Below are 12,004 nucleotides of genomic sequence, written 5' to 3' on the forward strand. Positions count from 1 at the left end.
GGTGTCAGGTCTGCAGGTTGTCTCCGTCGGTGCGGTCCGTCGTGAGCTCGTCCCAGGTCGCATCGACCGCGTCGGCGAGTTCGCTGTCGGTAGGCACAAGTTCGCGGATGGGTTCGGGCAGGGTGTCGTAGGTGTAGTTCGCAACCGCCAAGGGAGCGGTCGTGCCCGCGAGCGAATAGCGCACCACGTGGTCGTTGCGCCCCGCGCACAGCAGGATCCCGATGGTCGGTGCGTGCCGGTCCGCGACTCGCAGGTTCTCGTCCACCCAGGAGACGTAGAAACCGAGTTTGCCGGCGTACTCGGGCTCGCTTCGAGTTCTCGTTCCGCGGCCCGCTCGTCGAGATCGAGGAAATCGAAGATGTACGGGCCGCGGACGAGTTGCTGTGCGAGGTCGGAGTCCTGTGGAGGAAGATGGTCCGGAAAATTCGACGGCGCGGCACCTACACGGCGATGTAACTGCCCGACGATCTGATGAGTCAGAACGTGACGCGACCACCCGTGTTCTGCTGCGCGAGCTGCGTACCAGTCGCGAAGCTCTCGGTTGTCGAGCTTGTCGAGAAGGACCGTCACATGTCCCCATGGCAATTGTGCAACAGGCTGTTGCACTATTTCCTGGGCCAGGCGTCCGCGAAGGACCGCATGTAGAAGAGATTGCGGCGCGAGAGACCGCGCATGTGTGGAAACTCGGAGCGCAGGTCCCTGGCCAGTTGGTCGACGAACCTGTGCTTCGAGTTCGTCCAGGAATTGCGGATAGTCCTCGGGAAGCCGATGGTCTTCTCGGTCACGGCCACATGGTGCCCTCGGGATACGACAGAAATACGAATGCCGCCGTCGTCATGGCCAGCGATCGAAGGGTGCAGTCGCATCGCGCTCACCCGGCGATTCGTATCTGTTGCCGACGGGTATCATCATGAACCTGCACGAACTCCTGCGCGCCGTCGAATCGTTCGACGCTGTGGATCGGCCCGCCGAGCGCATCGCGCAGCGCATACGGCGAGTCCTCGACGGCTCCGTCGTCGACGACCTGCTCCGAGGTTCCTGGCTCGGACACCCCGTCCATCCGCTCCTCGTCACCGTCCCGATCGGGTCGTGGGTGTCCGCGGCGGCGTTGGACGCGCTGCCCGGACAGCGCACCGCGTCCCGGCGACTCGTCGCGTTGGGACTGGGCGCGGCGGTCCCGACGATCGTCACCGGCTACACCGACTTCTCCACCCTGGAGGATGCCCCTCAGCGCAGGGTCGGTGCGGTGCACGCCGTGTCCAACGCGATCGGGGTGATCTGCATGGCGACGTCCTATCGCGCGCGACGTGCCCGCCACGACCGGGCGGGGACGATGTGGACTTTGATCGGTCTCGGCGCGGTCGGAGTCGGTGGCGCTCTCGGCGGTCACCTCTCCTACGCCCAGGGTGGCGGAGTGTATCGGTGGCAGCGACCGTCCGAGAGTGTCGATCTTGCAGCCGAACTCGAGGACATCGGCGCCAAGCGCTGAGCACTAGTCCCCGAGGTTCACAACCGAGAAACGAGGCTCACAACCCTGATGGTCGACCACCAGGATTGTGAACCTCCGTCTATCCGCACACGGCGGTCAGCGCGATCTCGAGCGGTGCCCCGCCGGGCAGGGTGTGGACGCCGACGGCGGTGCGCGCCGGTAGCGCATCCACACCGAGTTCGCGTTCGATCACGTCCGACGCGCCGTCCGCGACCACCGACAGATCGACGAAACCGGGCGCGCTCGCGACGTAGACGACCATCTCGACCGGCCGGAACGACGTGCCCTCCGGCAGCGTCGCGCGGATCGCCGCCAACGCGTTGCCCACCGCGACGACCGCGGCGGCCCGGGCCTGTTCGACGGTGACCTCCGCGCCGACCCGTCCGGTGAGGATCAGCTCGCCGTCTCGCCGTGGGGTCATGCCCGCCGTGCGGACGGTGTCGCCGGCCAACACGGCCGGGACGTATCGCCCCTGCGGACGCGGTGCAACAGCAGTCACATCAGTGGACACCCATGGCGAAGCAATGTCAGAGGACACCCAGAGCCACCCCCTCCTGTCGTGGATCGCTGCCGCCGGAGAGCACCCCGCGGTCGTCGATCGAGATCACCTGCGCGCTGCCCTCGGCGTCGAGTGGTTCGAGCACTTCCACCAGGTGACCGAGTTCGCGCAGTTCGTCGCACACGCCGTCGGCGACGTCGCCTTCGATCCGCAATGCGGTCGGTTCGCCGAGCACGTTGGCGTCCGATCCCGGGAAGACGGTGAAGCGCGGCGCCGAGACCGCCTCCTGGGGGTCGAGACCGTGGTCGAGCAGGTGCGACAGCAACTGCATGTTCCACTGCACCTGGCCGTCGCCACCGGGCGTGTTGCCCACATGCCGCAGCTCACCCGCCGAGTCGGTGACGATCCACGCGTTGAGTGTGTGCAGGGGCTTGCGGCGCGGCGCCACCTCGTTCGGATGCCCGTCGATCAGGTAGGCACCGCGACCGAGCCGGTTGTTGAGCACGATGCCGGTGCCGGGCACGGTGAGCTTCGCTCCGAAGGTGAACGCCAGCGAGTGGATGAACGACACCGCCCGCCCCTCGGAGTCCACGGCGACGAACGACGTCGTGTCCCCGGCGGAGACGGCGAACGCCTCGGCCGGTGCACGCCCGTCGATCCGTGCGCGACCGGCTGCGATGTTCGCGGGATCGAGCACCCGTGCGACCCCGTCGTTGTCCGACGAGCACCAGCGGAGCCTGTCTTCGAAGGCGACGGTGGCCGCGCGGGCCATCCGGTCGATCGATGCCGCGCCGAGCACAGGGTGGGTGCCGAGCGCGTCGTCGCACAGGGCGGCCTGGTGCAGCACCATCCATCCCGGTGTGGGGAGCGGGGTCTGGTGCACGACGTGACCGGCATAGCTGCCGGTGAGCGCCGCCTCCGCATCCACTGACGCCCCGGCCTGCCATTCGTCGCCGCTGAACGGTGCTCCGCCCCCCTGCAGCGCAGCCACGCAGCGTTCGGCGAGCGTGCCGGTGTAGAACGATGCCGGATCCTCGGCCAGGGCACGGATCGTGCGGGCCAGATCGGGCTGGGGAAGCACGTCGCCGAGGCGCGGGACCCGGTCGCCCGGTGCGTACACCGAGGCGAGTCCGGCGTCGCCGCGGATCGCATGCAGAGCGGTCTGCACGTCGGTTCGGGTCTTCGCCGAGCACGGCAGGCCGCTCTCGGCGATCCGGGCTGCCGGCGCCCACAGTTCGGGCAGCGACCTGCTCGCTCCCCGCCGGTGCAGTGCCGCCAGCGCGGCGGGTGCGCCGGGAACGGCGACGGCGAGCGCCCCGTCGAGCGGGATCGTGTCGAGTCCCCGTGCCCGGTAGAAATCCGGTGTACCGCCGTCGGGTCCGTAACCGCTGCCGTTGACGGTCCACACCGACCCGTCGGGCTCGCGGACCACGGCGAACGCGTCGCCGCCGATGCCGCACTGCCCGGGCAGGGTCAGCCACGTGACCGCTGCCATCGCCAGGGCCGCGTCGACGGCGTTGCCACCGTCCTCGAGGACGCGGACCCCGGCGAGGCTCGCGAGCGGATGACTCGACGCGACCATGCCTCCGGTCGCGACCGTCGCCGGTCGTGTCGCGCGCCGACTCATGCCGATCGCATCCGACGTCGACGGGGTCCTTCCGGCGGCTCGGCGGGGTCGATCCCGACGAAGATCTCGCCGTCGCGCTCCTCGCACGGATAGGTCTTGATGGGCTCGGTGGCCGGCGGGCAGATCGGCTCACCGGTCTCGAGGTCGAATGCGCTTCCGTGGCAGGAGCATCCGATGCCGTCCTGGACGAGCTTGCCGGACGACAGCAGGCAGTCGAGGTGTGAGCAGTAGTTGGACGTCGCGTACGCCTTGCCGTCCAGTCGGGAGATGGCGAACTCGTAGTCCTCGGCGTAGAACCGGCGGACGATGCCTTCGGGCACCTGCCCGGATCGGGCCACTCGCTTGAACTCCATGGTCTTTCCTCCAGGCTTGTCGAGGGTCGGTGTCGCCGGTCAGGCGTCGGGGGACAGGTAGACGGTCTTCTCGGACTGGTAGAACTGCATGAGCGTGGGGCCGGCCTGTTCCTTGAAGGTCTGCGTGCTCGACTGCTTGTAGCCGCCGAACGGCGCGTTCATGGCCATTCCCGTCGTGGGCTGGTTGACCTTCACGAGCCCGGTCCGCGACCCGGCGATGAAACGCTGTGCAGCGGACAGACTCCGGGTGACGACCGAGGCGCTGAGCCCGAAGGCGGTGTCATTCGCCAGAGCCAGGGCCTCGTCGAAGGAGCCGGCGCGCTGGAAGGCCAGGACCGGGCCGAAGATCTCGTCGGTGAGCAGGCGCATCCCCGGGGCGGTGTCTGCGAACACTGTAGGCCGCACGAAGAATCCGTCTCGCAGCGCGTCGTCCTCGCATCGCACGCCGCCGCACACGAGCCGTGCGCCTTCGTCCGTGCCGATGGTGACGTACTCGAGGAACTTGTCGAGCTGACCGCGACCCGCGAGCGGGCCGACATCGACGGCGGCACCCGAACCTGGTCCCACCCGCAGTGCGAGGGTGCGTTCGGCGACCTTCTCGAGCAGTTCGTCGTGGATCGCGTCGACGGCGACGACCCGGCTGGTGCCGGTGCACGCCTGGCCCGACAATCCGAAGGCGCCCTTGACGATCAGCGCGGCCGCCGCGTCGAGGTCGGCGTCGTCCAGGACAACGACGGGGTTCTTGCCGCCCATCTCCAGCTGCACGCGCCGGTCGGGGCCGACGCTGCGGTGGATGGCGCGTCCGACCTCGGTGGACCCGGTGAAGGTCACCGCTGCGATCCGCTCGTCGCCGGACACCGCCGCACCGGCCTTGCCGTCGCCCTGGATCAGCGCGATCGCGCCCGCCGGCAGACCGCCGGCGAGTAGGGCCTCGACGAGTCGCTGTCCCATCAGTGGGGTGATCTCGGACGGCTTGAACAGCACCGTGTTGCCGGCGGCGAGCGCGGGCCCGAGCTTGCGGGAGGGGATGTTGAGGGGGAAGTTCCACGGCGTGATCGCACCGACGATCCCGATCGGTTCGCGCACGGTGTAGATGGTCGTGGAGCCCGGTGCCGGGAAGGTCGCACCGGTGGCGCGCAGTGCCTCACCTGCGTAGAAGCGCAGGTTCATGGGGGTGCGAGTCACCTCCATCGACGCCTCGGCGCGGGTCTTGCCCTCTTCGCGGATCAGTTCGTCGACGAGTTCGGCCGAGTGTGCGGCGAGGTGGTCGGCGGCTGCTTCGAGGATCGCGGCGCGGCGTTCGGGCGGGGTGGCGGCCCATTCGGGCGCGGCCTTGTCGAGAGCATCGACGGCGTTGCGGACGTCGATGGCGTCGGAGTCCGGGAAGGTGCCGATCAGATCGGTCTCGTCGGCGGGGTTGCGGCGTTCGAAGACCGCGCCGGAGGCGGCCGGTACCCAGTTGCCGTCGATGTGGTTCAGTCCGGTGATCGTCATGCGGGCTCGACCTCCTCGTACATCTCCCACAGATCGGTGTCCTCGTCGGCGAGCAGCGCTGCGTCGACCCTGCGGCCGATGAGTTCGCGGGCCGCCATGATGTCCTCGCCGCGGTCCATCGCGAAGGCAGCGGTCAGAACGTCGCCGGCGAGGTAGAAGACCGAGAACTCTCCGCTGTCGGTGTCACCGCGGACGACGAGTTCGGTTGTTCCGGAAGCTGATCCGGCGAATTGGATGTTGGTGTCGTACTGATCGGACCAGAACCAGTGCGGGTCGTCGGAGAGCGACTGCCGCCCGACGATCGCGTCGGCGACGACCGCGGCTTGGCGGTTCGCGTTGTCGAAGTGTTCGACGCGCACGTGCCGGCCTTCGCGCGGAGAGAACCGCTTCGCGACATCGCCTGCCGCGTAGATGTTCTCGACCGAGGTGCGCCCGGTGGCGTCGACCACGATCCCGCCGTCGACGGCGAGTCCGCTCGCCGCCGCGATGTCGGTGTTGGGGACGATGCCGATGCCGACGACCACGGCGTCGGCCTCGACGATCCCGGTGGTGGTCTCGATCCGCACGCCATCATCGGAGGTGGTCACCGAGGCGACGCCCGTGCCGGCGCGCAGGTCGACACCGTTGCGGTGGTGCAGTTCGGCGCAGTGCCGGCCGACCTGCTCGCCGAGGATGCCTCCGAGGAGGTGTTCGGCCTGTTCGAGGACCGTCACCGTCACGCCGAGAGATCTTGCGGTCGCCGCGATCTCGAGTCCGATGAAGCCGCCGCCGACGATCGCGAGACTCGAACCCGGGGTCAGGCGGGCTGCGAGGGCGGTCGCGTCGTCGAGGGTGCGCAGGTAGTGGACGAGATCGGGCCGGGATCCGGTGGTGGTGAGGGTGCGGGGGCGTCCGCCCGTGGCGAGGACGATCGCGTCGGCGGCGATCTCGCCGCCGTCGAACTCGACGGTGCGGGTCGCGGTGTCGATGCGCTGAACCGACACACCCGTTCGGATGTCGATGTCGTTGGCGTCGAGCCATTTCCGGGTCAGCAGTGCGAGGGAGTCGACTCCTTCGCGGCCTGCGAGGAATTCCTTCGACAGGGGTGGGCGCTGGTAGGGGGCGTGCTGCTCGTCGCCGAGCAGCACGATGCGTCCGTCGAAGCCGCGGCGGCGCAGGGTGCGTGCGGCGACGGCGGCGACCTGGCCGGCGCCCACTGTGACTACGGTGCGAACGGTCATGCCGAGCACTCCTTTCCGGATGCGGCCGGTGCCGGACGCGGGGTGGGGTCGACGAGGACGGTCTCGTCGCGCACGAGGACGGGATAGACCGGCTGGCAGAGGTCCTGGTCCTCTTCGTATCCGGTCTCGAGATCGAAGCGCCACTGGTGGCCGGGGCAGATGACCCGGCCGTGCAAGAGCGTGCCCTTCGCGAGCGAACGGTCCTGGTGGATGCACAGGTCGGCGAAGGCGTAGATGCGGTCGTTCGCATGGAACAGTGCGATCGCGAGGCCGTCGACCTCCACGCGGAGTTTGCGGCGGCGGGTCACCTCTTTCACCGTGGCGACGGCGACCCAGGTCGGGGACTCCGCGGCGGTGTCGGTGCCGGCGGTCCCGCTGCCCATGATTTCGGTGGACATGCTTCTCCTTCGCTCGTGTGCGAGACCGGGAGCGGAAGCCGCGAGCGACTTCCGCTCCCGCGCATCGGATCAGGCGGACGCCAGCTCCAGATCGGGGGCGACGTACGTGTCGTACAGGCCCTTCGTGTACGAGAAACGCATCTCCGCTCCCCAGCGAACGAGCTGCAGGCAGCGCTGCTGCAGCTGCGGGGTGTCGGCGCAGTCGAGGACGATCTGGTAGCCGCGCTCACCGTGCACCACGTCCGAGGTGATGTGCAGGTCGAAGAACTCGATCTCGTCCTCGGTGAAGCCGTACACCTCGCGGAGCGGGACGATCTGCTTCTTGTAGATGCTCGGCACCTGCGATTCGAGGCCCACGACCAGGGCCGCGGTGGCGACGACGAAGTGTTCGCGCTGCGACACCGCGTAGCACCAGGCCTGCAGTCCGCGGGTGACCGCGTTCATGTTGTTCGGATCCTCGACGCGCTCCTTGGTGGTGCCGCACGCCTCGGCGAACTTGATGAGCAGGTCGGTGTGCCGGATGTCGGCCAGCTCCTCCTCGTACATGTTCTGGAGGGTGAAGTCCTTGGCGTCGGTGAAGTGATCGGGGGTGTTGGAGTAGATGTTCGCCAGGTAGTCGGCGAAGGGGCCGACGTAGTGGTAGTGGTTCTCGGCCCACCGGGCGAAGTGGTGCTTCTCGAGCTTGCCCTCGGCCCACGCCTTGCTGAACGATGCGTTCTTCGCTTCGCGTCCCTTGATGGCGTCTTCGAGTGCGGCGCGGAATTCGTCGCGTCCGAGCAGTTCGGTCATGATGATGCCTTTCGATGAGGAGGTCGTGCGGGGGGATGCGATCAGGCGTTGATCGCGGAGGTCAGGGCTTCGAATTCGGCGATCATGGCGGCGCCGACCGCTTTGTCCTGCTCGCCGTTGCCGCCGCTGATGCCGACGGCGCCGACGATCTGTCCGTCGTAGACGAGGGGGAAGCCGCCGACGAAGATCGCGAACTTCCCGGGGAGCATGTGGCTGATGCCGAACGCTTCGTTGCCGGGGAGTGCGGGTCCGTGGGGACCCTCGTTGAACAGGTGGGTGGCGCGCTCGTGGCCGGCGGCGGTGAACGCCTTCGCCATGGCGATCTCGACGCCGGTGAGGCGGGCGCCGGGAAGCCGGTGCAGAGCAATGACGTTCGCGCTCTCGTCGCAGACGCAGAGGGTCTGCTTCACGCCGATCTCCTCGGCCTTCGCGCGGCCGGCGGCCAGCAGGGGGAGTGCGTCGTCGAGGGTGATGCGGTGGATTCGATGCATTGGTCTCCACTTTCGGAGTCGGGTCGGAGAGTCGGACGATTCCTGGTCCGCGTCGGGATCCGTGTGCGTCCCGCCGATGTCGCGTCGCTGAAGTGTCGGCGGGTGCCGGAGCGGTGGAGCGGTGTGTCCGGCGTGGCTCATTTCTAACAGGGCCGTGCGCCGATGGGGACGGTCAGGATCACCGTCGTTTTCGGGATTCGGTGTACACAGTGCACATGCGTCTGGGACGCATGACTCTGGTATCTGGTGTAGAAAGTGCACACCGCCACGGTGTCGACGGGCCCACCCCCTCACAGCCCGCCGATGCTCCCGATGGAAGCAGGTCCCCATGGAATCGAGCCCGCGTCTGACAGTCCGAGGGCTGCTCGACGAACCGCTCATGGAGGGCGCCCGGGTCGTGGATCGGGAGGCCGATCTCGACCGGGCGCTCACCTGGGTGCTGCCGTTCGGCGAGGTCGTCGGCCGATTCGATGATCTCACCGGCGTCGCCGTGTACATGCGGCCGGAGGCACTGGCCGACAGCGCGTACGCCCTGTCCGCGCTCGCGGCCCGCGACGCGGCGGCCCTGGTCGTCGACGGCGCAATGCCCGCCGGAATGTGCTGGCCGGCAGGACTGGTGGTGATCGAACTCGACCTGCCCGTCGGATTCGCGGCACTCAACCGGTTGCTCGCCGAGCGGTCGCTGATGCAGGAAGTGCACGTCATGCGCTATTCCGCGCACGTGCACTCGACGCTCGCCGGTCTGCTGCACCGCGGCGCGGGACTGACCCTGCTCGTCAAGGAGGTCTCGGCGCTCGCACAGCATCCGGCGATCGCACTCGATGCACGTGGTCAGGCCGTCGCCTTACACGGCGTGGATGCCGTTCGGGCGGAAGAGATCTCGGAGATACTGCACAAGCAGCTGTCGACGGTGACGGCCGCGGAACGTCACGCCCCCCACGACACTCGCGTGCTGGAGGAGGTCGTCGGAGGCACACCCTGGACGTGCACGGCCAGCACCATCCGGCTCGGCAAACGGTTCGAGGGCTGGGTGGTCGTGCTCGCCTCGGGCGCGTCTCCCGGACCGCACGAGCTGGCCCAGCACGCGGTCGTCACCGAACAGGCGACGGCGATCATCGGATCGGAGATGCTGCGGCAACGCAGTGTCGACGAGGCCGAGGAACGGGCCCGCGGCGATTTCGTGCAGGCGCTGGTGCACGGCAGTTTCACCAGCCAGCACGACATGCAGGCGCGCGCCGAGTACCACGACATCGATCTCACCTCGTCGTTCGCGGTCTTCGTCGCGCCCGGTTACGGGGAGAACCCGGCCGGTGCGGGTGGCGACGAATCCGGTGGACTGTTGCGGTTGGCCCGGTACGCCGCGAGCGTCCTGCCCCACCCGTCGGTGCGCGCGTATGTCACGGTGATCGGCGACGTCCTGGTGGTGGTGCGGTCGCTCCGCTACCGCGACCCCAGCGACGTCGAACTCGAGATCGCCGAATACGCCGACGCGGTGTCGCAGGACCTGTCCCGCCGGCGCGTGCGTCCGGTGCCCGTCGCCCACGGCGCTCCGGCCGTCGGCGCGGACCAGATCCGGGAGAGCTACCGGCAGGCCCGCGTGGCGCTCGGCATCGGGCAGCGGCTCGGGATGTCGGGTTCGGTGGCCTACCGCGACCTGCGGGGTTACGGTGTGCTCGAGCTGGTCGCCGAGACCGATCGCAGCCGCAGATTCGTCGGCGACGTATTCGGGACGCTCAAGCCCGGCACCGACCTGTACGACACTCTGCTGGCCTATCTCGCGGCCGGCGGGAACGTCAACGCGGCGGCGCGGGAGCTGTCGGTCCACCGCAACACGATGCTGTCGAAGCTGGACCGGATCTCCCGTGCGATGGGGATGGACGTCCGGCTGCCGGAGAACCAGTTCACGGCCTGGCTCGCCGTCCGCCTCGAGCTTCTCGACCGGTTGCGCACCTCGGTCGAGAACGAGATCAACTACCGCTGAGAGCGGTCGACTCGGAGCCGGTCGGTGCGTGATCCTCGGGGTCGGCCCCCAGGAACGACGCGGCGAACCCCGCGCACACGACCACGGCGCACACCGCGAAGAGCGGTCCGACCGTCCACGAACCGAGCGCGACGGTCACCCACGCGGCCCCGACGGCGGAGCCGCCGAAGCGGATCAGGTTGAACACCCCCAGGCCCGTCCCGCGCTCGCCCGCCGGGGACCGCGTCGAGCCGGCCGCCGCGGGGGTCTGCACGGCGGCGATGCCGGCACCGGTGATCGCCAGGACGGTCGCGACGAGCCACAGCCGCGGTTCGTCCGCCGAGAGGACGACGGCAAGCGCGATCTGACCGACGAGCAGCACCACCAGTCCCGCCCGCAACATGTGCCGTCCGCCGACGCGATCGACAGTGCGGCCGGCCACCGGTGCGAGGACCGCCATGACTGCGGGCAGTGCGAACAGGATCGCCCCGGCCGTGGCCGTCGACGCGCCCGTCGCGTGCAACCGCAGCGGCACCGCCAGCAGAGCGGCGCCCAGGCAGAACATCTGCGCGAAGGCGGCGGCCGCGCTCCGCGCGAATCTGCTCTCGACCAACAGTCGGACGTCGACGAACGGCACGTCCGCGCGTAGGCAGTGCACGACGAAACCGACCAGTACGACGATCGAGACCGCCAGGGCGATCCCCGCGACGGACGTGGGAACACCTGCTTGTCCGAACATACTCAGTCCCAGCACGACTCCGGCGGAACCGAGGGTCAGTGCGATCGCACCGGGCACGTCGAGGGTCATCCGGCGGCCGGGGAAGATCGGGATCCAGCGCAACGTCCCGGCAAGACCGATCAGTGCAATCGGGATCATCGGGACGAATACCCATCGCCAACCCCAATGTCCCGCAACGAAACCGCCGAGGGTGGGGCCGATGGCCTGACCGAGTCCGTTCATGGTGGCCCACGCGCCCACCGCGCGTGCGCGTCGATGCGCGCCGAACAGCCACGCGATCAACCCCATGACAGCAGGCGCAAATGCAGCCGCCGCGACTCCGCCGAGGGCGCGCCAGGCCACGAGGATCTCGAGGGTCGGCGCCGTCGCCGCTCCGGCCGCACAGATCGCGGTGCCGAGCAGGGCACCGCAGTAGACGCGACGCCGACCGTATCGGTCACCGATGTACCCTGCAAGGGGCATTGTCGCAGCAAAAGTGAGAAGGAAGCCGACGGCCAGGAGTGCGCCGTCTTCGAGGCTCGCGTCGAAGTCGGAAAGTATCTGTGGCAGTGGGACATTGATGATGTTGTTGCTTAATGTCCCGACGAGGGTTCCGGCGAGCAGGGCGGACAGGGCCAGGGGAGTGCCCGTATCCGTCTCGGCTGCCGGCGCTGCCGGTGTATCGGTGCGAGTGGTCATCGAACTCTCCGGAACCTCGGGGAACTGCGCGGCACGGTTCGTACCGTCGAACCACTTTCGCACTGCGCTACCGTCGGATGCATCGCCATCGCGGAGTGAAGGTGCACATCGGATCCGCGTAAGCCGGTGCAGGGTGCATATTCGACGACGTCGTGAGGGCGGCGCGGGGCGCGCGACACATGTTCGTAGCAATATTTCACACCGGAGCGCTTCGTCGTCACGAAATCGCAAAAGTGGAACACAGTGCACAACTAGCGTGGCGGGCAC

12 protein-coding genes and 1 pseudogene are annotated in these 12,004 nt (G+C 68.6%); 2 read left to right on the forward strand and 11 right to left on the reverse strand.

All coding sequences use genetic code 11. The annotated features are described in order from the left end of the window. Positions 1-4: 4 nt before the first annotated feature. Both AC6CID_RS17370 and AC6CID_RS17375 read right to left on the reverse strand, forming a co-directional pair. Complete coding sequence (locus AC6CID_RS17370) at positions 5-265, reverse strand: PDDEXK nuclease domain-containing protein (RefSeq protein ID WP_144376968.1); 261 nt, start codon at positions 263-265, stop codon at positions 5-7. Between the two features lie 239 nt (positions 266-504). Continuing rightward, positions 505-866: pseudogene (locus AC6CID_RS17375) on the reverse strand (DUF1016 N-terminal domain-containing protein); the annotation flags it as partial. Positions 867-910: 44 nt separating this feature from the next. On the opposite strand from AC6CID_RS17375, the gene AC6CID_RS17380 reads away from it, so the two are divergent. Then, positions 911-1,489 carry a DUF2231 domain-containing protein gene (locus AC6CID_RS17380; RefSeq protein WP_033097936.1) on the forward strand — a complete coding sequence of 193 codons (579 nt, stop codon included), beginning with the start codon at positions 911-913 and terminating at the stop codon, positions 1,487-1,489. A gap of 79 nt (positions 1,490-1,568) precedes the next feature. Here the strand turns inward: AC6CID_RS17380 and AC6CID_RS17385 are convergent, their stop codons facing one another. The 8 genes from AC6CID_RS17385 to AC6CID_RS17420 form a co-directional block, all read right to left on the reverse strand. Further along, positions 1,569-1,988: a RidA family protein gene (locus tag AC6CID_RS17385; RefSeq protein WP_447817845.1), complete on the reverse strand. Its 420-nt coding sequence runs from the start codon at positions 1,986-1,988 to the stop codon at positions 1,569-1,571. Between the two features lie 28 nt (positions 1,989-2,016). After that, the gene (locus AC6CID_RS17390) at positions 2,017-3,615 is read right to left on the reverse strand and encodes a gamma-glutamyltransferase family protein (protein WP_219129844.1); all 1,599 of its coding nucleotides are present in this window, start codon (positions 3,613-3,615) and stop codon (positions 2,017-2,019) included. After that, on the reverse strand, positions 3,612-3,968 hold the full coding sequence (locus AC6CID_RS17395) for a Rieske (2Fe-2S) protein (protein ID WP_006552493.1): 357 nt from the start codon (positions 3,966-3,968) through the stop codon (positions 3,612-3,614). The genes AC6CID_RS17390 and AC6CID_RS17395 overlap by 4 nt, the downstream gene beginning before the upstream one ends. A 39-nt stretch (positions 3,969-4,007) precedes the next feature. Next, complete coding sequence (locus tag AC6CID_RS17400) at positions 4,008-5,462, reverse strand: aldehyde dehydrogenase family protein (protein ID WP_041803530.1); 1,455 nt, start codon at positions 5,460-5,462, stop codon at positions 4,008-4,010. Then, positions 5,459-6,682: an NAD(P)/FAD-dependent oxidoreductase gene (locus AC6CID_RS17405; protein ID WP_039958159.1), complete on the reverse strand. Its 1,224-nt coding sequence runs from the start codon at positions 6,680-6,682 to the stop codon at positions 5,459-5,461. Before AC6CID_RS17405 ends, AC6CID_RS17400 begins: the two co-directional genes overlap by 4 nt. Beyond that, a complete protein-coding gene (locus AC6CID_RS17410) occupies positions 6,679-7,065 on the reverse strand; it encodes a Rieske (2Fe-2S) protein (protein WP_051121625.1) in 387 nt (128 codons plus the stop codon). Before AC6CID_RS17410 ends, AC6CID_RS17405 begins: the two co-directional genes overlap by 4 nt. Positions 7,066-7,149: 84 nt before the next feature. Then, the gene (locus AC6CID_RS17415; protein WP_006552489.1) at positions 7,150-7,869 is read right to left on the reverse strand and encodes an iron-containing redox enzyme family protein; all 720 of its coding nucleotides are present in this window, start codon (positions 7,867-7,869) and stop codon (positions 7,150-7,152) included. 41 nt (positions 7,870-7,910) lie between these two features. After that, positions 7,911-8,360 carry a GlcG/HbpS family heme-binding protein gene (locus AC6CID_RS17420; protein WP_498354245.1) on the reverse strand — a complete coding sequence of 150 codons (450 nt, stop codon included), beginning with the start codon at positions 8,358-8,360 and terminating at the stop codon, positions 7,911-7,913. Between the two features lie 328 nt (positions 8,361-8,688). Here AC6CID_RS17420 and AC6CID_RS17425 point away from each other — a divergent pair, with 328 nt between their 5' ends. After that, complete coding sequence (locus tag AC6CID_RS17425; RefSeq protein WP_498354246.1) at positions 8,689-10,341, forward strand: PucR family transcriptional regulator; 1,653 nt, start codon at positions 8,689-8,691, stop codon at positions 10,339-10,341. On the opposite strand, the gene AC6CID_RS17430 is transcribed toward AC6CID_RS17425, so the two are convergent. Then, positions 10,328-11,800 carry an MFS transporter gene (locus AC6CID_RS17430; RefSeq protein WP_498354247.1) on the reverse strand — a complete coding sequence of 491 codons (1,473 nt, stop codon included), beginning with the start codon at positions 11,798-11,800 and terminating at the stop codon, positions 10,328-10,330. The genes AC6CID_RS17425 and AC6CID_RS17430 overlap by 14 nt on opposite strands. Positions 11,801-12,004: the final 204 nt, after the last annotated feature.

This window comes from Rhodococcus sp. GQ147, assembly GCF_059759155.1.